24 protein-coding genes and 3 pseudogenes are annotated in these 23,772 nt (G+C 63.5%); 17 read left to right on the top strand and 10 right to left on the bottom strand.

Features of this window, described 5'->3' with window-relative positions; all coding sequences use genetic code 11:
• Positions 1–263: DDE-type integrase/transposase/recombinase (locus U1739_RS18210; RefSeq protein WP_332710020.1), on the top strand; the 263-nt coding region annotated here is incomplete at its 5' end.
• A 68-nt stretch (positions 264–331) separates the two neighbouring features.
• Here U1739_RS18210 and U1739_RS18205 read toward each other — a convergent pair.
• Positions 332–493, bottom strand: a pseudogene (locus U1739_RS18205) (IS110 family transposase); the annotation flags it as partial.
• Between the two features lie 154 nt (positions 494–647).
• Here U1739_RS18205 and U1739_RS18200 point away from each other — a divergent pair.
• A pseudogene (locus U1739_RS18200) lies at positions 648–959 on the top strand (integrase core domain-containing protein); the annotation flags it as partial.
• Here U1739_RS18200 and U1739_RS18195 read toward each other — a convergent pair.
• Both U1739_RS18195 and U1739_RS18190 read right to left on the bottom strand, forming a co-directional pair.
• Positions 940–1,674: a ParB/Srx family N-terminal domain-containing protein gene (locus U1739_RS18195; protein ID WP_332710019.1), complete on the bottom strand. Its 735-nt coding sequence runs from the start codon at positions 1,672–1,674 to the stop codon at positions 940–942. The pseudogene U1739_RS18200 and the gene U1739_RS18195 overlap by 20 nt on opposite strands.
• A gap of 730 nt (positions 1,675–2,404) precedes the next feature.
• Positions 2,405–2,614 (bottom strand): annotated as a pseudogene (locus U1739_RS18190) (IS6 family transposase); the annotation flags it as partial.
• A gap of 372 nt (positions 2,615–2,986) precedes the next feature.
• On the opposite strand from U1739_RS18190, the gene U1739_RS18185 reads away from it, so the two are divergent.
• Complete coding sequence (locus tag U1739_RS18185; protein ID WP_332710017.1) at positions 2,987–3,331, top strand: hypothetical protein; 345 nt, start codon at positions 2,987–2,989, stop codon at positions 3,329–3,331.
• Between the two features lie 19 nt (positions 3,332–3,350).
• Here U1739_RS18185 and U1739_RS18180 read toward each other — a convergent pair whose 3' ends face one another.
• Genes U1739_RS18180 through U1739_RS18165 form a run of 4 tightly spaced genes read right to left on the bottom strand, consistent with a single transcriptional unit; the run spans position 3,351 to position 6,339 of the window.
• The gene (locus tag U1739_RS18180; protein ID WP_332710016.1) at positions 3,351–3,743 is read right to left on the bottom strand and encodes a lysozyme inhibitor LprI family protein; all 393 of its coding nucleotides are present in this window, start codon (positions 3,741–3,743) and stop codon (positions 3,351–3,353) included.
• Positions 3,744–3,751: 8 nt separating this feature from the next.
• Positions 3,752–4,402, bottom strand: coding sequence for a hypothetical protein (locus U1739_RS18175; protein ID WP_332710015.1), 651 nt, complete (start codon positions 4,400–4,402; stop codon positions 3,752–3,754).
• A gap of 52 nt (positions 4,403–4,454) precedes the next feature.
• Complete coding sequence (locus tag U1739_RS18170) at positions 4,455–5,348, bottom strand: NAD(+)/NADH kinase (protein ID WP_332710014.1); 894 nt, start codon at positions 5,346–5,348, stop codon at positions 4,455–4,457.
• Between the two features lie 7 nt (positions 5,349–5,355).
• A complete protein-coding gene (locus U1739_RS18165) occupies positions 5,356–6,339 on the bottom strand; it encodes an SPFH domain-containing protein (protein ID WP_332710013.1) in 984 nt (327 codons plus the stop codon).
• Between the two features lie 187 nt (positions 6,340–6,526).
• Between U1739_RS18165 and U1739_RS18160 the strand changes: the two genes are divergently transcribed.
• From U1739_RS18160 to U1739_RS18150, 3 genes are all read left to right on the top strand, one after another.
• Positions 6,527–9,364, top strand: coding sequence for a DUF2339 domain-containing protein (locus U1739_RS18160; protein WP_332710012.1), 2,838 nt, complete (start codon positions 6,527–6,529; stop codon positions 9,362–9,364).
• Positions 9,361–10,698, top strand: coding sequence for a DUF3999 family protein (locus U1739_RS18155; RefSeq protein WP_332710011.1), 1,338 nt, complete (start codon positions 9,361–9,363; stop codon positions 10,696–10,698). Before U1739_RS18160 ends, U1739_RS18155 begins: the two co-directional genes overlap by 4 nt.
• Positions 10,699–11,008: 310 nt before the next feature.
• The gene (locus U1739_RS18150) at positions 11,009–11,227 is read left to right on the top strand and encodes an anthrone oxygenase family protein (protein WP_332710010.1); all 219 of its coding nucleotides are present in this window, start codon (positions 11,009–11,011) and stop codon (positions 11,225–11,227) included.
• Between the two features lie 64 nt (positions 11,228–11,291).
• Here the strand turns inward: U1739_RS18150 and U1739_RS18145 are convergent, their stop codons facing one another.
• Positions 11,292–12,203: a LysR family transcriptional regulator gene (locus tag U1739_RS18145; protein WP_332710009.1), complete on the bottom strand. Its 912-nt coding sequence runs from the start codon at positions 12,201–12,203 to the stop codon at positions 11,292–11,294.
• 123 nt (positions 12,204–12,326) lie between these two features.
• Between U1739_RS18145 and U1739_RS18140 the strand changes: the two genes are divergently transcribed.
• The 4 genes from U1739_RS18140 (at position 12,327) to U1739_RS18125 (ending at position 15,826) form a co-directional block, all read left to right on the top strand.
• Positions 12,327–13,247: an alpha/beta hydrolase fold domain-containing protein gene (locus tag U1739_RS18140; RefSeq protein ID WP_332710008.1), complete on the top strand. Its 921-nt coding sequence runs from the start codon at positions 12,327–12,329 to the stop codon at positions 13,245–13,247.
• Between the two features lie 210 nt (positions 13,248–13,457).
• The gene (locus U1739_RS18135) at positions 13,458–14,204 is read left to right on the top strand and encodes an SDR family NAD(P)-dependent oxidoreductase (protein WP_332710007.1); all 747 of its coding nucleotides are present in this window, start codon (positions 13,458–13,460) and stop codon (positions 14,202–14,204) included.
• Between the two features lie 75 nt (positions 14,205–14,279).
• Positions 14,280–15,158, top strand: a complete 879-nt coding sequence (locus tag U1739_RS18130) for an SDR family oxidoreductase (protein WP_332710006.1) — start codon at positions 14,280–14,282, stop codon at positions 15,156–15,158.
• 29 nt (positions 15,159–15,187) lie between these two features.
• Positions 15,188–15,826 (top strand): glutathione S-transferase family protein, encoded by a 639-nt coding sequence (locus U1739_RS18125; protein ID WP_332710005.1) that lies wholly within the window; start codon positions 15,188–15,190, stop codon positions 15,824–15,826.
• A 45-nt stretch (positions 15,827–15,871) separates the two neighbouring features.
• Here U1739_RS18125 and U1739_RS18120 read toward each other — a convergent pair whose 3' ends face one another.
• Entirely contained in the window at positions 15,872–16,765 is an 894-nt protein-coding gene (locus U1739_RS18120; RefSeq protein WP_332710004.1) for a LysR family transcriptional regulator, read from the bottom strand.
• Here U1739_RS18120 and U1739_RS18115 point away from each other — a divergent pair, their 5' ends adjacent.
• The 3 genes from U1739_RS18115 (at position 16,766) to U1739_RS18105 (ending at position 19,073) form a co-directional block, all read left to right on the top strand.
• The gene (locus U1739_RS18115) at positions 16,766–17,734 is read left to right on the top strand and encodes an SDR family oxidoreductase (RefSeq protein WP_332710003.1); all 969 of its coding nucleotides are present in this window, start codon (positions 16,766–16,768) and stop codon (positions 17,732–17,734) included.
• A 36-nt stretch (positions 17,735–17,770) separates the two neighbouring features.
• Positions 17,771–18,247 (top strand): SRPBCC family protein, encoded by a 477-nt coding sequence (locus U1739_RS18110; RefSeq protein WP_332710002.1) that lies wholly within the window; start codon positions 17,771–17,773, stop codon positions 18,245–18,247.
• A gap of 73 nt (positions 18,248–18,320) precedes the next feature.
• On the top strand, positions 18,321–19,073 hold the full coding sequence (locus U1739_RS18105; protein WP_332710001.1) for an SDR family oxidoreductase: 753 nt from the start codon (positions 18,321–18,323) through the stop codon (positions 19,071–19,073).
• A gap of 116 nt (positions 19,074–19,189) precedes the next feature.
• Here the strand turns inward: U1739_RS18105 and U1739_RS18100 are convergent, their stop codons facing one another.
• Entirely contained in the window at positions 19,190–19,756 is a 567-nt protein-coding gene (locus U1739_RS18100; protein ID WP_332710000.1) for a TetR/AcrR family transcriptional regulator, read from the bottom strand.
• Between the two features lie 85 nt (positions 19,757–19,841).
• On the opposite strand from U1739_RS18100, the gene U1739_RS18095 reads away from it, so the two are divergent.
• From U1739_RS18095 to U1739_RS18080, 4 genes are all read left to right on the top strand, one after another.
• Positions 19,842–20,861 (top strand): NADP-dependent oxidoreductase, encoded by a 1,020-nt coding sequence (locus tag U1739_RS18095; protein WP_332709999.1) that lies wholly within the window; start codon positions 19,842–19,844, stop codon positions 20,859–20,861.
• A 69-nt stretch (positions 20,862–20,930) separates the two neighbouring features.
• Positions 20,931–21,233: a putative quinol monooxygenase gene (locus tag U1739_RS18090; protein ID WP_332709998.1), complete on the top strand. Its 303-nt coding sequence runs from the start codon at positions 20,931–20,933 to the stop codon at positions 21,231–21,233.
• Between the two features lie 9 nt (positions 21,234–21,242).
• Positions 21,243–22,085, top strand: coding sequence for an alpha/beta fold hydrolase (locus tag U1739_RS18085; protein WP_332709997.1), 843 nt, complete (start codon positions 21,243–21,245; stop codon positions 22,083–22,085).
• A gap of 720 nt (positions 22,086–22,805) precedes the next feature.
• Entirely contained in the window at positions 22,806–23,672 is an 867-nt protein-coding gene (locus tag U1739_RS18080; RefSeq protein ID WP_332709996.1) for an N-acyl homoserine lactonase family protein, read from the top strand.
• Positions 23,673–23,772 lie beyond the last annotated feature (100 nt).

Here is a 23,772-nt window from a genome sequence, read left to right as displayed (position 1 = left end):
CAGCGATGAATGAGCTCGGTAACGCTGAGAAGCAGGAGGTCGGGCGCTGGGCCAACAACCGGGTGGAGAACAGCCACCTATCGTTTCGACGACGAGAGCGAGCGATGCTCAGGTTCAGGCGAATGAAGACGCTACAGAAGTTCGCCAGCGTGCATGCCAACGTTCACAACCACTTCAATCTCGAACGCCACCTCATCGACCGCCAGACCTACAAGGAACGCCGCTCAGCCGCGCTGGCTGAGTGGGGCCAAGTCGCGAGCTAGGCCGTCCTGCTCAAAGACCGACATGCATCTTGTGGAGAGCGGTTCGCATTAGACTGACAGCACCCACCGAGCTGTTCGGCAAAACCGTCATAGTCCTCTTTGGTCGCCATGACGGTCATACGTCGGCGCCGGCCGCCTTCCGGTCGCTCGATGAGGACCTCCTGCCGGTTCTTGGACATATCGATCGCTACCAGCACAGCGCCGGCGGGTGTAGAACAGAGCTTGGTCATGGTCGGTCGGCCTCCAAAGTGTTGTCTCGACAACTTCACTTTAGACACCTGCTGGCCGGCCATGGCTTGCCCTGATGAAGCCTGCGGCCGCTACGCGGCCTTGTCTTCATCAGGGCCGTCGTGGCTCCCGAACCGGCGCTTCCCAATGTGCTACGGCACCGAACTGACCAGTCATGCCGTTCTCGCCTGGTGCCAGGACACCGGGGTCGAGTGGCATTACATCGCGCCGGGCAAGCCGCAGCAGAACGGTTTTGTGGAATCGTTTAATGGTCGCTTGCGCGACGAGTGTTTGAACGAGCACTTGTTTCCATCGCTGGCGACGGCGAGACGGATCATCGAGGCTTGGCGGACGGACTACAATACCGTGCGTCCGCACAGCAGTCTTGGCGGGCTGGCACCCGCCGAGTTTACGAACCGCCCCCGCCAAGGGCATATGGACACCGAAGCTAAGTTATCAGCGGCCTGAAAACGGGGAGCAGGTCAAGCCCACTAACATGACCGTTAATCTTAACGTTATAGGGGGCATCCTGAAATACCATGGTGGCCAGCGCCCCGGCCATCAGGGTGACATAGCTCGACGACTCAAGCGACGATCCCACAAGCAGCCGATGCTCACCCATTTGCCATAGATCACCCAGCCGGCTCACCGGTGCCATCGGTGGCTCAGGAATATCGCTATCGATTGCGTCGATCGGACCGTCCGCATTCGCGTCCTCAGGCGGATCCAGCATCACGTCGATCTCCGGGAAGGTCCAGCCAATCGTCTCAATACTAAAATCGAGATCGATCGTTGTTAGCTCGCCGAGTTCGATGATCAGCATCTCCTCGTCCCAGCCCGCAAGCTCGGCCAACCGGTTGTCCGCCAGCCGATAGGCACGGATCTTGTCAGGCGTTAGATGGCGGACGCGAAGGACTGGCACGTGCTCGAGCCCAAGCTGCTTTGCCGCTTCCCAACGACCATGACCCGCGATGATCGTGCCGTCTTCTTCAGCTATGATTGGGTTAGTGAACCCGAATGCCTCGAACGACTGTGCGATCAGCGCGACTTGGCGCTCGCTATGGGTGCGCGCGTTGTGCGCATACGATTTAAGGAGAGCAGTCGGGACCGTTTCGATCGGACCAAGTTTGGGGAAGCTGATTGTTTTACCAGCTTCAGTCGTCCGGGGCATCGTCATCATCATTCACCTTATCGAGACCCCTCACGGGGTCAGTTAAGATGAGACCAGACCAAGCACGAACAACGTCGATCGTACCTTGCACGGATCTCACCGTACCAAGCCCTCTCGACAATTCAGGCGTACGATTTTCTGGCCTAATAGCAAGCGCCGTGTGAAGTTTTTCCGGCAGTGTAGACGCGATCGAACCTCGCGATTTCGGGACCAAACGCGTCCCGCGGGAGTGGTTTTGCCGTCTGAAATCCCCGTTTCTGAAACACGGGAATATCAACAATAAATGGCCTTGTTTCAGCTACTTCCCTTGCGCTAAAACGCCCATATCAGGCCATTCCGCGCAAATTCCCGTTTTATTGCCCTGAAAACGGGAAATTGGCCCCCCCTTAAACGGGAAAGTGATTTCATGGTCCTTGCGCGATCCAAGGTGCCCAGACGACGGTTTGCAGGCCACGTTGGCTCAGCTGCGATGATGATTAAATTACCGAAATATTGCCGATTTCAGGCTGGTCACCGAAACGGTACTGCGCCCGTTACGCCCAGAAAAAATCATCCGGTTTTACGCAAAGGAGCCTGAGAGCGGCTCTCCCCGGTACGCTAACGGGAGCTAAAAGCGGCGAAACCGCGCCGTTTTCAGCGAGTTTCTCCGCTGACATCGGATTGCAAAGACTAGTTGGCGGTGCTGTCAGTCTAATGCGAACCGCTCTCCACACGATGCATTCGGCTTTTTGAGCGCGACAGTCTAGCTCGCGATCTGACCCCACTCAGCCAGCGCGGTTGAGCGGCGTTCCTTGTAGGTCTGGCGGTCGACGAGATGGCGTTCGAGGTTGAAGTGATTGTAGAGGTTGGCATGGACGCTGGCGAACTTTTGCAGCGTTTTCATACGCCTGAACCTGAGCATCGCTCGCTCTCGTCGTCGGAACGGCAGATGGCTGTTCTCGACCCGGTTGTTGGCAGCCGGATCACCTCCGGCGACGAGTTGAAATAGCGGAACGGGCTGGCGGGTTTGCGGGGGCGGGACATGCCGACCGCCCTACGTGGTCCCGCCTAACGATAGGTGCATTTGGACTGACAGAACCCGCACACATGATGCTGGTACAGACGCTGCGCGTGCACATGACGGACTGTCTCGGTCAAGGTACCGGATGGCTGTATGCTCTCACCGAGAAACGGCTGGGTCATGCCATTGCCGCCATGCACGCCGACCCGCTATTCGATGCATACACACCTGAGGATGTCTTGTACTACATTGACGTCGAATAGACGCAGTGGTGCAGGATACTATGGGCACAGGTACGCCGACATAAGCCCGGAGAAATACGGCATGAAGAAGAACCCGATAGTGTTGATCGTGCTTGGGCTGCTCCTGCTGGCCGTCGGCGGCTTCATGCAGTTCACCGGCGGCGCCCCGCGCGCAGATGGGGCGCTCGTCCAGCGTTGCCAGGAGGAGATGAAGTCGCGCGGTGCCGGCGCGGATATGGTTGCACAGTGCAGTGAAACCGCCTTTGCCACCGCCGTGACGGCGACCGACGCGGATACCGCCGCCCGCTCGATCGCCGCGGCGAACACCAGCGAGGTCGGCAGCAACGCACTCGCGATGTTCCTGATCGGGCTCGGTCTGGTGCTGACGCTCGGTGGCGTAGCGTTAAAGCGCAAACTGCCCGGCTGATTGCGGATCGGGGCAGGCCTCAGTCGATCGCCATCACCCGCAGATAATGCTCCAGTTGCACTGCCCGATCGCGGACGATGGCGATTTCGTCGGCCGCTTGCATCGGCACGAACATCGTTCCCTGCCGCGTCTCGTACAGCGCACCGCGAGCCGCAGCCTCGGCATCACGGAACGCCAGCCACGCCCGTTGCGACACCCGCAAACGCGCCCCCGCTGCGGCCGGCAGCTTCCGCAGCAGCGCCGCATAGGCAACGTTCATCCGGCGATCATAGGATTCTGCCGCCGTGCTCTCGCAATCGGTCTGCCCGCCGGTCGAGGCATGCGCCGGATCGTCGAGGCACTTGCTGAGCGTCACCGCGTCGGCATCGGGCGCCTTCGCCTGTGCGCCCGTCGCAACGAGCGCCAGCAGCATTACCGCTTTCATAGATACTGCACGATCATGTTCCCCGTCCAATTGCACAGCATAGCCGTCATCGTGAACCCCGCAGCGAAGGAGAAGAGCCATGCCGTCTCCGCCTCCAGCAATTGCTTTTCGCGCGCATCCAGCAGTCCGGCATCCCGACGCCGCATCTGGCGGCACGTCAGCAGCATCGCCAGCCCGGACAGCAACACCATCGGCAGATAGACGAACAGCAGCGAACCAAGGCTGCCCGCCGAGGCAGGCCCCATACTGTGGCGCACGATAAAGCGCGCGATCGCCAGCTGATCGGCATAGGACGCGAAGACATACAGCAATGTCGCGATACCAACCACGTACATGAAGGCGTGACGCAGCCGCAACGTCCACGGCCATTCGATCCGCGGCGGCGGCGGTGTAGGTTCCGTTCCAAACTCCGGTTCGCGCTCACCAGGTCGCAAGGCGCCCGATGCACGTTTGCGGGCGGTATGTAGGAACCAGCGATACATCGCGCCGTGCATGACCAGCAGGAATATCGTCGCCAGGAAGATCACCAGCACGAGGTTCAGTGCCACCGCGCCCGCGTCACGATTGGTCGAGCCGCGCAGGATCGCCGTCCCGATCCAGGCCGCAAACAGCAGGATCGTGCCCGCCAGCCAGGCCATAAACAGCAACAGGCCCCGGCCCCATCTGTCGGCCCATATGCGCCGCATCAAACCCGGGCGCTCACCCGGTGACAAGATGCAGCGTCTGCGCGGCGGGGCCCAGTTTCACGCCACGCCCCCAATCGAAGGCGAGGAAATCCTGTTCGATGCCATCGGCGAAGATCACCCCGCCATCGTTCATCCGCGATGTCACGTCTAGCGGCGCCTGTGCCAGCTTGCCGGCGCGCAACGACGTGCCGGTCGCGACGCTCGGGAAGGGCTCGCGCACGAAAAATGCCACGGCGCGTTCCTGCGGATCCAGCGACAGGACTTCGTGCGTCGCCTCCATGATCGACCGTGCCCAGCCGGATGCGCCGGTGCCGGACGCGACGATCAGCCCGCTGGACGAATGATCTTCCGCCAGATCAGGCGTCGCGATGTGATACCGCGCCGACTGGTGGCTGTGATGCCCGACGAACACTTCGTTCAGCGCCAACAGCCGCTCGCCGGTATCAAGCCGCGCCTCCACCATCGTGCGGTGTTCGACCGGCGCTGCACCAGCCACGCTCGCCGGCAACAGCGCCGCCAGCCGGGCCAGCGGCACGCGCACCAGCACGCCGTCATACAGATCGGGCGCGGGGTTCAGCCCAAGCACCGGTTGGCCGCTCAGATATTTGGCGACATTCGCGACCAGCCCGTCCTGCCCGACCGCAACGATCACGTCCTCCGGCCCGAACAGGAAGCGATCGAGATCGGCGCGGGTCAGTGCCGCCTGTCGCCAGTCGTGCGGTACTGCAGCGCGCCCCGCCTGCAGCGTGGCGTGCAGCTGGCGATGGCGATCTTCCAGCAGATCGATGTCCTGCCCGCGTGTTTCCAGGAAAAACTTCGCCTGCCCGCGCGTGGCATGGCGCGCGAGCAGCAGTTCGTAATCCGTCTCACGCGTGACAAACACCGCGCGCGGGCTGTTGGTAGCCATCGGCGCGTCAGCGCGGCGGCAGCGGCAGGGAGTCTCGGCGGAACTCACCCATGATCGCGGCGAGCAGATCGGGCGTCACGTTCAAATGCTCAATCGTATCCAGCTTCCCCGCCAGTTCGCGCGCCGCAAGCCCCAGCATCACCGCTGGCGGCAGATCGCGATAGATCGTCATGCGCGCCTGCTCGGCCTCCGCCTTGGCGCTTTCCACGGTGCGGATACGCTCGGCCTCCGCCGCTGCTTCCACCTGTTGCGCCTCGGCATGGCCGGTCGCGCGGTTGCGGGCGTTCTCTGCCTCCTGCGTGATCAGCAACATCTCGCGTCGCGCGAGCTCGGTCTTGTTGGCGAGCTCGTTCTCGGCGATCGCGCGCTCCTTCTCCACCGCCAGCGCGCGGCGTTCGAACGTCGCCTGATCGGCCTTTTGCTGCAACGCTTCGAACGTCGGGGTCTGCAACGCCCGCTCCAGTTCGCTGGATGGTGCCAGGTTGGTCAGTCGCACCGCCGTCACCGCGATGCCGATCTCCCCGAGCGCCGGATCGGTGGCGAGCGCTGCATCCAATTGGTGGCGCAACGGTTCCGGCCCGGCATCCAGCAGCAGCCGCACCGGGGATTGCGCGAGATATTGCAGCGCGGCCTGGTTCACCAGGCCCGCCAGCCGCGTTTCGATCCGCTGGATCGGCTCGCTCAGATGCGCACCCGTCACCAGCGCGAGGCTGAAATCTACGCGCGACGCGAGCAGTTCGGGATCGACGACATGCCAGGTCAGCGTTCCCTGGATTGCGACCGACTGGAAATCCTGGCTGCGGCCCTTCACGAAGATCGCCATCTCGCGGTCGTCCATCGGCAGTTCGGCGATACTCGCCGTCTCCGGCCGGAACCAGAATACCAACCCGCGCCCGCTCTGCCGCACCTTGCCGCTGCGATACCGGATCACGTGATTGCTCGCGTCGCTGCGCAACTGCGCTAGAAAACCCAGATTCTTGATCGATGCCATGATCGTCCCCTTCCGTTGATCCGTGTCGATCGCCCTGCCCGATCGTCGTGCAAGGATTGCCCGCATCGCGCAACGTCCGATCGCCGCGATCGGCGCAAACTAATCTCGATCAGCCTCGACCGCACGGCGCTGGTGCGGCATGTGTCGTTTTCGTGTCGGCAAAGGCGCGAGAGGGGGATGGGCACCGATGATCGTTTGGGCAGGCATTTTCGGCGCCTTGATCGGCTGGAGCATCGCCGAATTCGAAACCTACGGCTTCATAATCGGCGGCCTGTTCGGCCTTCTGTTCGGCTGGTTCATGCGCCGCAGTGTCCGGGCGGAGGTCCGCCAGGTGACGCAGGCGCTGCAGGACCAGATCGATAGCCTCACCGCGAATGCTCGCGTCGCGCCCCGCCCGGACGCCGTGGCGAGCCCGGCCCCGATCGTCGCCCCGCCAACCGAACGCCCCGCCGCCGTCATCGTGCGGAGCTCGCCTCAGCCGCAAACCGCTCCGGCATCGGCAAGCAACATCCACCTGACGGTTCCGCACGAGGCCCAGCCCCCAACGCCTGATGCCCCCAATATGGTCGAGGAAGCGATCGCCGCCGGCGTCGCAGCGGCCAAGGGCTGGCTGTTCGGTGGCAACACTATCGTCCGCGTCGGGCTGATCATCCTGTTCGTCGGGCTGTCGTTCCTGACCAGCTATGCCGCATCCGCCGGCCTGTTCCCGATCGAGCTGCGGCTGGCGCTGGTGGTAGCGTTCGGCATCGCGTTGCTGGCAGTCGGCTTCCGTACACGCACCGCGCGTCCCGGTTTCGGGCTGGCGCTGCAGGGCGCCGGCATCGCGACGATCTACCTAACGCTGTTCGCCGCGGCCAAGCTGTACGACACTTTTCCCATCACCGCGGCCTTTGCGCTGATGGTGGTGGTGTGCGCGCTCGGCTGCGCGCTGGCGCTGCTACAGCGATCGCAGGCGCTCGCCGCCACCGCATTCGCCGGTGGTTTCGCCGTACCGCTGCTGCTCGCGGGCGGCGGTGGCAGCATCGTCATCGTGATCGCCTATTACACCATCCTCAATCTGGCGATCCTGTTCATCGCGCAGCGTCAGGCGTGGCGCGCGCTGAACTTGATCGGCTTCTTCGCGACGTTCGGCGTTGCGACATTGTGGGGCACGATCGCCTACCAGCCGATCGACTATGTCGCCGCGCAAGGCTTCCTGATCGTATCGGTCCTGATCTACGTGATCACTGCCGTGCTGTATGCCCGAGCGACGCCGGGCCGGCTCGGCAATATCGTCGATACCACGTTGCTGTTCGGGCCGGCGATCGCCGGGTTCGGGCTGCAAGTCGGGCTGGTCCATGATCGCCCGTTCGGCAGTGCCTTCGCCGCACTCTGCTTCGCGGCGCTGTATCTGGGCATTGCCGGCTGGACGATGCGTTACCGGCGCGAGAGCTTCCGCACCCTGAACGAGACGATGCTGGCGATCGGCATCGGCTTCGTCACGATGGCGATACCGCTGGCGCTCGGCGCACGTTGGACCTCGGCGGCGTGGGCGCTGGAAGGCGTAGGCGCGTTTTGGGTCGGCATGCGGCAGGCGCGCTGGATGCCGCGCCTGTTCGGCCTACTGCTGCAATTGCTCGCGGCGTTGATCTTCATCGGCAAATGGAGCGATCTGTCCGCGCTGCCGATCGTCAATCCGTCGTTCGTCGGCGCGATGCTGATCGCGCTTGCGGCGCTCGCCACGGCGTGGTGGCTGCGCGAACCCCTGAAGCATAGCGGCTCGCGACTGGCACAATCCTATGCAGGTGTCGAAGCCGCTTTAGCTGCCCCCGCATTCCTGTTCGGCTTTGCCTTCTGGTGCGCCGCCTGGGCCGGCGAAGTGACACGCAGCATCCCGCCGCTGCATGCCGGCACGCCGTTCGTGCCGGTATTCGATCCAGGCCTGCAGCCGTTGCTGCTGCTGCTCGCGTTCATGCTCAGCGCCGCGGCGGCGCAGTGGATCGCCCGGCGACACCGCTGGCGCATCGCGCAATGGCCGAGCTACGTCACATTGCCCGCGCTGGCGCTGGCCTTCCTGACGGTAACTGCGCTTGGTCGCTACGTCCTCGATACGCCGGACTGGGCGCTGTGGATCGCCGCAATCGCGCTCCACCTGCGCCTGCTCTACCGCAACGACGAGCAGGACGGTTTGAGCGAATGGCGGCCGATACTGGCCGGCATCCATATCGGCGGCGTCTGGCTCGGCGCAGCGATGCTGGCTGATTGCCTGTGGCAGGGCATCGATCGTGCGGGGCTGTGGGACACGTCCTGGGCGCAAGTGACGTTCCTCGCCGCGACACTGGCCGTGCTGGCCTTGCTGGCACTCGCCGGGCGATCGATAACTACGCGCACGCCAGCAAAGCGCTGGCCGCTCGATCGCCATGCCACCGCTTACGCCTGGTATGCCGCAATTCCGATCGCCGCGCTCACCTATGCCGGCGCGCTGCTCACGGCTTTGGTGTCGTCAGGCGGCGCCGAACCGCTGCCGTACATACCGTTGCTCAACCCGGTCGATCTGACGCTCGGCCTGTCGCTGGCAGCGCTGGAGATGTGGCGGCGAACGATCCTTGCCGCAGAACCCGCTCCGCTCGGCGCAACTACACTCGGCGGCACCGGCGCGTTTGCGGCGATGGCGGCGCTGGCGTTCGTAATGGTCAACACGGTTTGGCTGCGGATCGCGCATCATTTGCTGGGAGTGCCGTGGGATAGCGACGCGCTGCTCGCCAGCGTCGTCGTCCAGACCGGCCTCGCGATCCTGTGGACCTCGCTCGCGCTGGCGCTGATGGTGCTGGCTTATCGTCGCGGCCAGCGGACGTTGTGGCTGGTCGGGGCCGGGCTGCTGGCGCTGACCGTAGCGAAGCTGCTGCTGATCGATCTCAACAATGCCGGTGGCGGCGCGCGCATCATCGCGTTCATCGTCGTCGGGCTGCTGATGCTGGTGGTCGGCTATCTCGCCCCCCTGCCCCCCAAGGCGGCTTCGCTCGCAGACGAGGGGGTGAAGGCATGAACAACATCCGCAGGTTCGGCGGGTTGGCGCTAACGCTATGCGCACTGGCGGCCGCCGCCCCGGCCGGATCGGGCGATACGCCGGAATCGTATCAACTGCGCCTGCCGATCACGACGCCGCCGGGATCCACGATCCAGCGTCTGGCAATACCGGCGGCGGTGCTTGCCGCGTCACGGTCTGCCGATCTCGCCGATCTGCGCGTGTTCGATGCAACGAAACGGGCGATGCCGATCGCCCGCATCGCACCCGCCGCCGGCCCGGGACGGCTGTATGATCTGCCCGCACTCCCGATCCTCGGCGCTGCCGACGCACTGAACGTCACCGGCGTATCGCTGCGCCTGGACGGCGACGGTGCATCCCGCGTCGCGCAGGTCGTCGGCACGCTGCCGGGTGGCCCGGCGACCGCAACAATCCTCGGCGTCCTGCTCGATGCCCGCGCCGTAAAAGGCGACCCGACCAGCCTGACACTGGACGCCGACACCCCGCAAGCGCAGCCGGTAACGTTCACCGTCGAGGCAAGCGCCGATCTCAAGAACTGGCGGACGCTAGGCGACAAGGTGGTCTATCGCAGCGCCGCCGGGGAACCGACGAAGATCGACCTCGCGGATGCCACCTTGGCCGACGACTATCTCCGCATCACCTGGCGCGCTGCATCGAGGTTGCTGGCGCCAGTGACGGTGCGGAAAGCGGTGTTGGCGACCGGTGCCCCGTCCGCCGCGACGGTCTCGATCGCAGCCGCGCTGCCGCCGATCGCCGACCCGCACGCCATCGATATCGCGTTGCCGTTCGCCAGCCCGATCGAAACGCTCCAGATCGTGCCGACCGGTACCGACATGATCGTCCCCGTGCGAATCTTCGGTCGCGAGGACCGCGAGCAACCCTGGGCGCTATTGGGCCAGGGCACCGCCGCCCGCCCGCCCGGCCCCGCGGATAGCCCCCGCGCGATCACGCTCGATGGCCAACCTCATCGCCTGTTGCGGATCGAAGCGGACCAGCGCTCGCCCGGCTTCACCTCTCCCCCCACGCTGGGGCTGGATTTCGCTCCACGCGCGATCGTCTTCCTCGCTGCTGGCCGGCCGCCCTTCACGCTGGCAAGCGGCCGGGTCAACGCGTCCGATAAATACCTGCCGCTCGATTCCGTCGTCACGCAACCCGGCACAACCATCCCCGTCGCGACGGCAACAGCACCGGAAACGGTGCTGCAACTGGTGCCGGCAATGGATGCCGGGATTTCCGGGCAAAAGACGTTGCTATGGATGGTATTGCTCGCCGCCACTGCCTTGCTGGCAGCGATGGCCTGGGTACTCTGGAAGCGCCATCCGACGGCAAAGTAGTAGAGCCATCGCCTGCGCCAGACGCTCAGATGTTTGACACAAATGTCACTGGCTGCAATTGTGGCAAAATGTTGTTCGGCGATTCCAACGACCGAGCATCATCTGCCTGCGTGATTTCTATTACTGTCGAGCGGTACTGTCAGACTAACCAGAATTTGGTTCGTTTGAGCGGTGACCGGCCGTAATCTCGATTCCGAGCCGGTCCGACACTGAGAACATAGGCGGTCCTTTGGCGGAACAAATTAACACCAAGGCTGATCAACTTGCGGCTCTAACCAAATAGGAAATCAGCGGTGCATTTGGTTTGACAGTGCCGTTTGCCGGAAGCATCCTGTTGCTCGCCAACTGGCCCTTCACGCTTTTCATCATCATGCCCGTCAACAAGCGCTTGATGGCAATGGACGTAAGCGAGGCTGGCGCGGAAAGCCGTGCCATGCTGATCCGATGGGGGAAGCTGCACAACGTCGGGAGTGCGCTGGGTGCTGTCACAACGCTGCTCTTTGCGTGGGCGCTTGCGGGCGCTGGCTAACGGTCGCTCCCCCAATCTGTTGCCTCTTGTGGTCGTCGCGCCGGTATTCCCATTCTCAACAAAATCATGCTTCGAACCAGCAAGCATCGTCCGCTGCCCACTTCCGCACGAAATCGACGAAGACGCGGGCGGCAGGGCTGCGCTCCCGGCCCGCCGGCATGACCAGGCTGACGTCAACGGCCGGCACGCTCCACTCCGGAAGGATGCGCACGAGGTTGCCGCGTTCGATCTCCGGCAGGGCCAGGTACTTCGCCGGGGCTGCGATGCCCGCACCGTTGAGCACCATCGCATGGATCGCGTGCGGATCGTTCGCCGTCAGCCGTGCGGCCGCATCGAACTGGTGCTCTACGCCGTCCCTGTCGCTCAGGCACCAACGTCGTGGGAGGCCGTCTCCGCGGGGAATAGCGAGCAGATCGTGCGTGCGCAGATCGTCCAGCGACTTCGGCCAGCCACGCCGCTCGAGATAGGCCGGCGCCGCGCACAGCGTGCATCCAATCGCACCTAGTCGACTCGCCACAAGGGTGGAGTCGATCATCGGGCCCATCCTGAAGGCCACGTCAACCTGCTCGGCGACAAGGTCGACAGACCGGCTCGTCAGGTCGAGGAAGATGTCGATCTCCGGAAACGCCATTGAGAACTGGGGGAGGAGCTCGGTCAGAACCTCGATTCCGAAACCGATACCGGCCGTTACCTTCAAACGACCGCGCGGATGCGAGGCCAGACTGGCCGCGAGGTCGACCAAGTCGTCAACGCGGTCCACGATGTCGCTGAAGCGGCCGAGCAGGGTTCGTCCTGCGTCGGTCAATGCGACCTCACGGGTCGTGCGTTCGAAAAGGCGGACGCCGAGTAGGGCCTCCAGGCGCTGTATGGAGCGGCTGATGGCTGACTTGCGCACTGAAAGTACCCGTCCCGCTGCCGAAAAGCTCAACAGACTGGCAACCGTCTGGAACGCCCTGATGTCATCGACGTCGATCATGCGCCCGCCTTCATTGTCCCCGTATGAGGACACTGTATCCCAAAGTTGATGTCGATACATCTCGAAGAGAGGCCGTTAGGCAGTGGTCGAGGAGCGCATTGCTCCTCGAAAGGAGACCATCGGATGACCGTCACGCACCACGACGAGCACCTTGCGGACCGGGCTGCGATGGTCGCGATGCGTGGCTTCATGGCACTCTCCGCTGCGCCTTCGGTCGCGCCGGAGGGTCGCCCGGGATACGACGAGCTGATGGCGCAAACGCCGGCTCCGGAAGGCGTGGAATGGACTGCCGGTCAGCTCGATGGCGTGCCGGGCTGGTGGTGTGTCCCGTCGGAAGCAGTGCCGGGGAAGGCTATCCTCTACCTGCACGGCGGCTGCTACGTGATCGGCTCGGCCGCCGCTTATCGTGGCTTCGCCAGCCAGATCGCAGCCAGGGCCAAAGCGGCGACGTTCGTCGCCGACTATCGATTGGCGCCTGAGCACCCGTTCCCCACCGCCTTCGAGGATGCACGCCGGGCGCTGGACGGGATGCAGGCGGCGGGCTTCGACACCGTGGCGCTGGTCGGTGACTCGGCAGGCGGTGGGCTGGGATTAGCGGTGCTGGCCTCGAGTGCGGCGGCGACGCGAGCGGTCGCGGCAGCCGTCTTCTCGCCATGGATCGATCTGTCGCTTTCCGGCGCGACGATGGAGAGCCGAGCTGCGGTGGACCCGATCCTGTCGCGAGCCGCGCTGCAGCAGGCGGTCAATCAGTATCTGGTGAGCGGTGACCCGCATGATCCACGCGTCAACACCATGTCAGGTGAGCTGGCGAACCTGCCTCCGGTTCGCATCGACGTAGGAGACGACGAGGTTCTGCTCGACGACACGCTCCGCTTCCATGCGCTCGCCGACGCAGCGCAACGACCGCCGTGCGATGTGCATGTTTGGAAAGGCATGATCCACGTCTTCCCGGCCAATGTCGGAATGTTGAAGGCTGCACCGGAGGCTTTGGACGGCGTGGGAGCCTTCCTCCGCGATGCGCTCGGCATCGAGAAGAAGGTCTGAGATGAACCTCTTTCGGGGGGCCGGCAGCTACGCGAAACGACGAGCATCCGTGATGCAATCGCGGACTTTCTAATCTCCGCTGCCCGTTCTCCATCCTGCTCCACCATTAACACCCTTGATATACGGAACATTGTTCCGTATATGTGAAACGGACGGTCGTTCCGTTTAACGGATGCCGACAGACTTGACCAGTGATGAAAGGATTACAGCATGGCATATGATCGCGTTGCACTCGTGACCGGGGCTAATCAGGGCATCGGCCTTCAGGTCGCCAAGGACCTCGCCGCTAAGGGATTGACCGTGCTGGTCGGCGCACGCGACCTCACCAAGGGCGAAGCTGCCGCCCAGGAAATTGGCGAGCGCGCTCACGCAGTTCAGATCGATGTGACGGATCAGGCGTCGATCGATGCAGCGGCAGCGCGCATCCGCAGCGAGTTCGGCCGCCTGGACGTGCTGATGAACAATGCCGGCGTCTCGCGAGCCAAGCCGAACCAATCGTTCGGTGAGGCGGTCAACACGAACTTGCTGATCGACGCACCGATCGAGGATGTTCGGACAGTGTTCGAGACCAACGTGTTCGGCGTCATCGCCGTCACACAGGCGATGTTGCCGTTGCTGCGGGAGGCACCCGCCGGCCGGATCGTAATCACTGGCAGTTCGGGCGCGTCGCTGACGCTGAACTCGGACCCGTCGAACCCGCATCGGCGCATGTTCGGGAACTATTCCGTGTCCAAGACCGCAGCCCACGCCGTCATGCTGGCTTTGGCGCTCGCGCTCGAAGACACCAACATTAAGGTTAACGCCGCCTGTCCGGGATTCACGTCCACCAGCCTCAACAACTTCAACGGCACCCGCACCGTAGAGGAGGGCGCGCGTGAGCTGGTCCGTCTTGCGCTGATCGGCGAGGACGGCCCGACCGGCACCTTCTCCGACGAGAATGGCCCGGTTCCCTGGTGATCGGCTTCCGCCACGACTTTCAGCCATGGACGCATTGTGCGCCCACGGCTCCCCTTATCAGAGATGGAGCGCAGCGTGCGTATTTTCCTGACCGGCGCGACCGGCTTTGTCGGCTCCGCAATCGTTTCAGACCTTGTTGCCGCAGGTCACCAGGTGGTGGGTCTTGCCCGCTCGGAAGAGGCGGTAAGAACGCTGGCGAAGGCCGGGGCCGAGGCATATCGCGGCGACCTGGACGACCCTGCCAGCCTGCGGGCCGGGACCGCTGCGGCCGATGCGGTCATCCATGCTGCGTTCGATCACGACTTCGCCAGACTTGCGGAGAGTAGCGAGATGGACCGCCTCGCGATCGAGGCGATCGGTGATGCTCTGGTAGGGTCGGACAAGCGCTTCATCGTCACGTCGGGGCTACCGCCGGTGTTCGGGCGGGTCGCGACGGAAGACGATTTGCCGCCTGCCGATGGGCATGGGATGCCCCGGAGGTCCGAGCAGGCGGCACGAGCGCTGGTGGAGCGCGGCGTGCAGGCGATGGTTATCAGGATGCCTCAGGTCCACGACCGCGTAAAGCAGGGCTTCGCTACCTACCTTCTCGCACACGCGCGGGAGAAGGGCGTGTCGGCGTATGTCGGCGATGGTGCCAACCGCTGGCCGGCGGTCCACAGGCTGGATGCCGCAAGGCTCTACGGTCTCGTGCTGGAACACGGTGTTGCCGGTCGATCCTACCACGCGGTTGCCGAGCAGGGCGTGCGCGTGCGGGCGATCGCCGAAGCGATCGGCGATAGGTTGAAGGTGCCCGTCATGGCCTTGTCCGAGGCCGATGCTGCCGGTCATTTCGGCTGGCTCGAACGGATCGCCCGAATGGACGTACCGGCATCGAGCCTCGCTACGCAGGAGGCGCTGGGATGGCAGTCGGCAGAGCCGCACGACATGCTGGACGATATCAGGAATAGCGCGTGATGCGCTCGGCATCAGGAAAGGGGCCTGAGATGAAGCTCTTCTGGGGGGCCGGCAGCTGCGCGATCGGCATTCATATCCTGCTGGAGGAGGCCGGTTTGACCTACGAGACCCAGCAGCTCGATGTCGCTGGCGGCGAGGCTCGTGAGGCAGCCTTCCAGGCGATCAATCCCAAGGGCAAGGTCCCAACGCTAGTGCGCGATGACGGCTCAGTCCTGACAGAGTTCAGCGCGATCGCGACCTGGATCGCTCGACAGGCTCCGCATGTCGGCCTGATCCCTGAAGATGCCACGCAGGAGGCGAGGGCTGTCGAGGTGATGGCCTATGTCGAAGGCACCATCCACGGACAGGGCTTTGCCAGGATCTTCGCGCCCCAGGTTTTCGAGCCGCAGGACGCTGTGCACGGGAAGCTGGGCGTAGGCGCGGACAGTGTGAGGCGGCAAGGTCGGGATATAGTCGAAAGAGGTTTCGCGATCCTCGATCCGGTGCTCGCTTCGCACGACTTCGCCGCGGGCGACCGGTTCACGATAGCCGACGCCGCATTGTTCTATGTCGAGCGGTGGACGCCACGGCAGAAGATCGTGCTGCCAGACAACGTCCAGCGGCATTACGACAGGATGCTTGCGCGGCCTGCAATACAGAAGGTTCGGCAAGCCTGGGGTGAGGCTTGAGCATCACGGGACAGGCTCCGGTCCGCGTTCCAGGCCCCGGAGCCGCTATTTCGCTAAATAGGCTGCGAGCTCGTCAGGCGTTCCCTTGGGAAAGGCCTCCCTTAAATATTCCAGGAAGGCCGACACGCGCGCGCTCAGGAGCCTGCGTGTTGGATATAGCGTCCACAGCGCGATCTCCGGCCCTTCCACGTCCCCCCAGTGAACGAGCGTGCCATCGGCGAGATCATGGCTCACGAGTGAGATGGGAAGCCGCCCCGCACCGACGCCCATCCCGACCGCGTCGCGGACCATGACGAGCGATGACAGGCTCAGCACTGGTGTGACTGCGATCTTCGATGTGCCAGCGGCCGTCGTCACGGTCCAGACCTCGGCCTGCTTGGCTGGCCCGCGCACGACCGCCGGAACCGCCGATCCGTCGGTCGGCTGTGGCAGGTTCGGGCTTGCCACGACGACCAGCCGATCGTGGAGGAACACCCGCCCGACGAGACTTTCGTCCGGCTCCGGGTTCACCCGAATTACCAGGTCGTATGCTTCCTCCACCATGTCGACAGCGCGGTCCTCTGTCGTGACCTCAAGCCGGACGTCAGGGTGCTTGAGGGCAAAACCAGCGGCCAGTTTACCCATCGCAGTCTGGGAGAACAGCAGGGGTGAACTGATCCGCAGTCTGCCCCGTGGGTTGTGTCCTCCGGAAGCAATCGCGGCGGCGGTCTCGTCAAGTTCGGTCAGCAATTGGCCGGTCCGTTCGAACAGCGCGCGACCCTCCTCAGTTAGCTTCAAGACGCGCGCGCCACGTTCGAACAGACGCAGGTCGAGACTAGCCTCCAGCTCCGCGACACGCCGTGACAGCGTCGCCTTGGGCCGCCCCGCAGCGCGCGAGGCTTTTCCGAAGCCGCCGTGACGGGCGACGAGGTTGAAATCAGAGAGAGCGAGAAGATCCATATGTTCCACCTGCAAGACGGTCTGTCTAGATATAGCGTCTACCGGCTTGAATGTGGATCGCTCATTTTAGTGACAGCCAAACGGTTCAATTCAGGAGTGACCCACATGACCATCCTCGTAACTGGCGCTACCGGCAATGTCGGCCGCAACGTCGTCGAACAGCTCGTCAACCGCGGCGCCGATGTGCGCGCTCTCGTCCGCGACCCCTCCAAAGCCAGTTTCCCGACTGGCGTTGAGGTCGCCCAGGGCGATCTGCTCGACGTGGACTCGCTGCGTAGTGCCTTCTCCGGCGTGTCTACGCTGTTCCTGCTGAACGGTGTTGTTGCCGACGAATACACCCAGGCGCTAGTCGCCCTGGCGGTGGCCCGCGAAGTCGGGATCGAGCGGATCGTCTACCTATCGGTGATCCACAGTGACATCTACGTGAACGTGCCACACTTCGCGGGCAAGTTCGGTGTCGAGCGGATGATCGAGCAGATGGACCTCAACGCCACCATCCTGCGCCCAGCCTATTACATGGACAACGAAATCACGATTAAGCACGTGATCACCGGCTACGGCATCTACCCGATGCCGATCGGCGACAAGGGCCTTGCCATGATCGACGCGCGCGATGTTGGCGAGATCGCCGCGATCGAGCTGATCCGCCGCGAGCAGTCGCCCGAGCCGCTGCCGCTCAACCGCATCAACGTCGTCGGCCCGGACACGCTCACCGGCGCCGATGCTGCGGCAATCTGGTCGGACGTGCTCGGCCGGCAGATCGCCTATCCCGGCGACGACACGGCCGGGTTCGAGCAGAACCTGCGCCAGTTCATGCCGAGCTGGATGGCGCTCGACATGCGCCTGATGGCCGAGCGCTTCGTCACCGACGGCATGATCCCGGACGCTGGCGACGTCGACCGGCTGACCGCGCTGCTCGGTCGTCCGCTGCGCTCCTACCGCGACTACGCAGCGCAGATCGCAGGCTGAGCAGCCTGCCACGCCCCTCATCCAAGGACACATGCCATGATCTACTCGACCGCGACCGTTCCAGTGAACCCCGATGGCGAAACCAAACTTACCCGCGAGCAGGCCTGGAAGGGCCTCGAGCTTAAGGCACGCGACGCACGGCTGTTCCTGCCGCCCGGCCTCTGCACGCGCTGCGACGTGGTCGAGGAAAGCGCGACCCACTTCGTGCGCGAAGCCACCATCGCTGGCGCCGACCTGCGTGAGATCATCACGCTCGAGCCGCTGAGCAAGGTCACCTTCTTCCAGGCGACAGGGCCGCGCGAAGGCGCGATCGTCAACGAACTGTTCGAGGACGAAGCCGGCGAACTGCAGCTAAAATTCTACTGCTACACCGGCTTGCGCGGCAAGGTGCCGAACGGTCCCGAAGAGCAGGCCGAACAGGCTCAGTTCGACAGCGCCGACAAGGGCTACCGCGCCGCCCTGCTGTCCACGCTGAAACGCACCCGCGAAATGCTCGCGGACGGCAAACTCTAAGCCTCTCCCTCGATCAACGGCGCTGGCGCCGAGCGCCATTCGCGCCAGCGCCACACTCACAAGGACCACTCCAATGAAAACGACCGGAAACACGATCCTGATCACCGGTGGCGGCACCGGGATCGGCGAGGCGCTCGCCCACCGTTTCCACGACCTCGGCAATACCGTCGTCATCGCGGGCCGACGCCTGGCGACGCTGGAGAAGGCGATCGGCGATCGGCCAAACATCCATGCTTTGACGCTCGACCAAGATGATCCCGCCAGCGTCGCGGCTTTTGCGGAACGGCTCGTCACCGACTTCCCGGACGTCAACGTGCTGTTCAACAGCGCCGGCATCATGCGCATGGAGACGTCGCTCGACAAGTTCCGCGACCTGAGTGATGCGGAGGCATCCGTCACCAGCAACCTGCTCGGGCCCATCCGGTTGACCAATGCGCTGGTTGAGCATCTTGCCCGGCAGCCCGATGCGGTGATCGTCAACGTCAGTTCGGGGTTGGCGTTCGTGCCGCTGGTCATCGCCCCTACCTATTCGGCGATCAAGGCCGCGATCCACAGCTACACAGAATCGCTTCGTGCGGTCTTGAAAGGCAGGGTTGAGGTCATCGAAGTGGTGCCGCCCGCCGTCCAAACGGACCTGACGCCCGGCCAAAAGACCAACCAGCGCATGATGCCGCTCAACACGTTCGCCGATCAGGTCATCGCGCTCTTCCAGATGACACCCACGCCGCGGGAGATCCTGGTGGAGGGCGTCGACTTCATGCGCAACGCGGAAGCCGAAGGCCGCTTCGACGATACGCTGGCGTCGATCAATCCGTTCCTGAAGTAGGGCGAGGCTAATCCGACCATCCAACAAACCGACGAAAAGCAGGGTACGCGTGATCACTTTGGTTTCCGTGAGCACACGAATAAAAGCGATCTTGCCCTAAGTGGAAATGCTAGCCGTCAATTGATTTGGCCGGATGGCGACTCAGCGCGGATCGCGCCAGCAACAATATCGAAGATATGGTCAGATCGGGCCGCCAGTCCCGGCTGATCGGCGACCCAGGACAGCGCGCCGACGAACGCGAAGAGATCGGCTCCGTCCATGTCGCGGCGCGCCTGACTCGCCTGCTGCGCCCGATCGAGCAATCGAGTGCCTGCGGCTTTCATGCTGACGCAGGACGCATGAAGCGCCGATTCCTCATCCTCGATCGCCGCGACCATCGACTTGATCGCGCCGCTATAGTCGTGGGCCATCGCGACCGTCTCACGCAGCCAATTTATCAGCGCTGCCCCAGTCTCGTCGGACGATTCCAATTCGACCGCGCGCGTGGTCAGCCGATCGAAACTCTCACGCAGCAGTGCTTCCAACAGCACTTCGCGGGTCGGGAAATGGCGTTGCAGCGTCCCAAGCCCCACTCCTGCCGTGCGTGCGACCTCACGCAAGGAGACGTTGGCACCTTCGCGTCCCACGAGGTCGCGTGCGACCAAAAGGATCTGGTCGTAATTCTTTCTAGCGTCGGCTCGCATGGCATCCTTGACAATCGGGTCACTGACCCGGATATACGGGTCAGTGACCCTTTTTAGCAGGTCATAAAGCCTGAAGGAAGAACCAATGATGATGACTATGATGAAGGCAGTGCGGCTATACGAATTCGGCGGCCCGGAAGTGCTGCGTTACGAGGATGCGCCTCTGCCGGAGATCGGATCGGGAGAGGTTCTCGTTCGTGTCCACGCGGCCAGTCTCAACCCGCCAGACCTGATGCTGCGTGACGGTTACCGGGCGTTGCCGCCGGAGTGGCAGCCCAATCCGGTGTTCCCGCTCACCATCGGCACGGACGTGTCGGGCGTGGTCGAAGTCGTCGCGGACGACGTGACAGGCTTCACCGTCGGGGAAGAGGTCTTCTCGATGGTCCGTTTCCCCGAAGATCTGATGAAGGGCAGCGACGCCTACGCCGAGTACGTCAAGGTCGCCGCGTCGGAGCTGGCGCACAAGCCCGCCGGCATCGACCACGTTCACGCGGCCGGCGCTCCGATGTCGCTGCTAACCGCGTGGCAGTTCCTGATCGAGTTGGGACATGATGCACCCAATCCCTTCCAGAGCTTCCAGCATCAACCGGTGTCGCTCGCCGGCAAAACGGTGGTGATCAACGGCGCCGGAGGCGGCGTCGGGCACCTGCTCGTCCAGCTCGCGAAGTGGCAAGGCGCGCGCGTCATCGCAGTGGCTTCGGGCAAGAACGAGACGCTGATGCGTGAGCTGGGTGTGGATGGCTTCATCGACTACACGAAGGAGGCCGCCGACGAGGTGATCCGCGATGCCGACCTCGTGATCGACGCCGTCGGTGGCGCGAACATCGAGCGCTTCCTTCGCGTATTGAAACATGGCGGTGCCCTGTTCCTAGTCAATCCGATGGGCTTTGCCGCCCATGACGAGGCACAAAAGCTGGGGATCACAGTGTCCTCAACCCAGGTTCGCTCCAACGGTTCCCAGCTCGAGGAAGCCGGTCGGCTGCTCGCCGACGGCACGGTGCGCGTGCATCTGGACAGCAGCTTTCCCTTGGCTGACGCAGCAGGCGCCCATGCACGCGCAATGCGAGGCAGTATCCAGGGCAAGATCGTCCTGACGGTTGCCTAACCACGATAGCCGATCCCGTCGCCGGCAATACCGGCGGCGGCCGGCTTCAACTATAAAGGTTTGTCCTCTATGCTGATCGTGACCGGCACCATGTCCGTCCCACCCACCGATCTCGCCGACTTCGTCGCCGCCCTCCGAGACCTCGCGGTCGCGACACGGCGGCGAGACGGTAACTTGTCCTACGACGCTGCCATCCTCGACGCCTCAGCCGGGCAATTACTGGTGGTCGAGCGCTGGCGCGACCAAGCGGCGCTTTCTGCTCACCTGACGGCCGAGGACACGACGGAGTTCGTCCGCCGGTGGCAGGACCGTATGTCCGGCGACATCCGCAAATACGACGCCACCAACGAACGCCCTCTAAGCGACGAATAGGCCCGTACCATGACGATCGATATCCCTACGCTCGGCACGCCCCGCTTCCTCGAGGTAGCGGGCGGCAGAATCGCCTATGACGACACCGACGGCGACGGCCCCTTGCTCCTCGCTATCCCCGGCATGGGCGACCTGAGGGCAGAGTATCGCCACCTGCGCCCTTTCCTTGTCGCAGCAGGTTACCGTGTCGTGACGATGGACGTGCGCGGCTTCGGCGAAACCACGGCCGGATGGGACGACTATTCGGCACGCGCAGTCGGCCAGGACGCGGTCGCGTTGATCGAGGCCCTTGGCATGTCTGACACCGTGATCCTCGGCAACTCCTTTGCCGCGGGCTCGGCGCTCTGGGCGGCGCGCGAGTCACCGTCGCGCGTAAGAGGTGTCGTCTTGCTGGGACCGATCGTGCGTGACCTCGAGATCGCCCCGACGGTGATGCTGGCCCTTCAGGTTGGCTTCGGTGGCCCGTGGCGGCATGAATTCTGGACCGCGTATTGGGACGCGCTCTTCGTTGCCCACCGGCCGGCGGACCATGCCGATTACCGGGCGCTGCTGCTGGCGAACATCAGGGAGGAAGGGCGGATGGACGCGCTGATGGCCATGCTCACCTTGTCCAAGGCCGAAACGACCTCGATCGTCGGCGAAAGTAACGTCCCCGCGCTGATCGTGATGGGCAGCCGCGATCCCGATTTCGACGATCCGGTCGCGGAAGCGGAGCGATTGGCTACGACGCTCAACGCTCGCAACTTGATCGTCGAAAGTGTCGGCCACTACCCGCACGTCGAGGCGCCTGAGCGCGTCGCCGCTGCGATCGCCTCGTTCGTCGGGTCATTGCCGGTCGTGGCTGCGCGATAACTGCCGTTGCCGCCATTTTGCGGCACCCTGCTTTTTTCAACCATGGTCTTGAGCAGCGAAGATCACATCAGTGCAAGGCAGATGAACAATGATGCTTCAGTGCGGTGCTCACCGACCGCCTGCACGACGTCGGCGACAACGTCATCGTCGGGTAGCTACGGCTAGACGCTTTCGCAATGCGGTCGGCAATCGGCCGAACGTTCCTGCTCTGACATTGAACCGGGAGAGCCCGCCTGTGCGGCGACGTGTGGCGAGCGGCTAGTCATTGATTTAGCGAGTGAAACGATGCGTTTGCCGAGCAATCGAATGCGGCGATCATCAACATCGGCCGGACCAATTGTCGAGGATGCGTCTCTTAGACGAGACGGACTGTCCAGAATAGGCACCTTTTGCCCGGTACGCTGGCGGCTTACCTCAAGATCACATGATCGAGGGAAAGACATCATCGCAAACAATTCGGAATGACGGATAGACACTCGCGCCGGGGATCACCCGATACCTTGAGGTTGAGGGAGGCCGCATCGCCTACGACGACGCCGGAGGCGATAGCGGGCTTATCGCGGGCGGTTTTGCCGCATGCCTGAGATGCGGGCGGACGGTGATCCGCTGCCTTTTGGCGATTAGCTGAACTCGGCTCGCATCCAATTGTAGATCGCACGACCCGCCCAGGGACGCGGGCTCTTCACCCAAGCAACGAACCTCCAACGACAGGAAAAGAACATGCGAACCGGATACATGATAACCGCCTTAGCTAGCGCATTCGCCCTTGGCATGGTGCCTGCTGCATCGGCACAGCAAGTCGCGAAGGGCGTCAACACCGCGACCGCCGACCGGCTCTATACGATCGACTGCGGACTGACCCAGTTCGAGGATGCAGCTTATTTCGCCGACACCGGTGAATATGATGGCAAGTCTCTTGCTTTGCCAACGCCATGCTATCTTGTCCGTCATGGCAAAGACTGGCTGCTCTGGGATACCGGCAACGGCGACAAGCTTGCCGCGCTGCCCGGCGGCAAGACTAAGTTCGGTGGTCGCTTCACCGTCAAGCGCACCTTGGTCGGCCAGCTCGCGCAACTCGGCCTAAAGCCGGACGACATCCGCTTCGTAGCGCTGTCGCATCTCCACCAGGATCACACGGGCAACATCCCGCTGTTCCCCAAGGCGACCTTCCTGATTGCGACGAGCGAACTGGCTTGGGCGCAGAGCAACCCGACACCATTCGGCGTCGACGCCAAAGCGATCGGACCGCTCACGCAGGACCATGTCGATGCGTCAGATGACGATCGCGACGTCTTCGGTGATGGCAGCGTGAGAATATTGAAGGCACCCGGCCACACACCGGGATCTCGGATGATGCTGGTCAGGCTCCCGAACACCGGACCAGTGCTGATCTCCGGCGACCTGTTCCACACACGCCAGAACTACGAGAAGAACCTGGTTCCGAGCGTCAACCTCAGTCGTGCTGACACCGTCGCGTCGGAGCAGCGCTTTGCTGGCTTGGCTGCGAACACGCACGCACGCGTGGTGATACAGCATGCGCCCGAGGACTTCGCGGCAATGCCTGCGTTTCCAAAATATCTGAACTGAAGAACAGATCCCAATCGTCGTGCGCGACGCCAAGTTCTGAGCCATCCCCTTGATCAACGGCCGCTGGCGCGAGCGTCCCTCACGTTACTGCCAAACTGAA

The sequence above is a fragment of the Parasphingomonas puruogangriensis genome (assembly GCF_036663635.1).
Taxonomy (GTDB): Bacteria; Pseudomonadota; Alphaproteobacteria; order Sphingomonadales; family Sphingomonadaceae; genus Sphingomonas.
The sequence above is the reverse complement of the archived record's forward strand: the minus strand, read 5'-3'. Positions and strand labels throughout refer to the sequence as shown.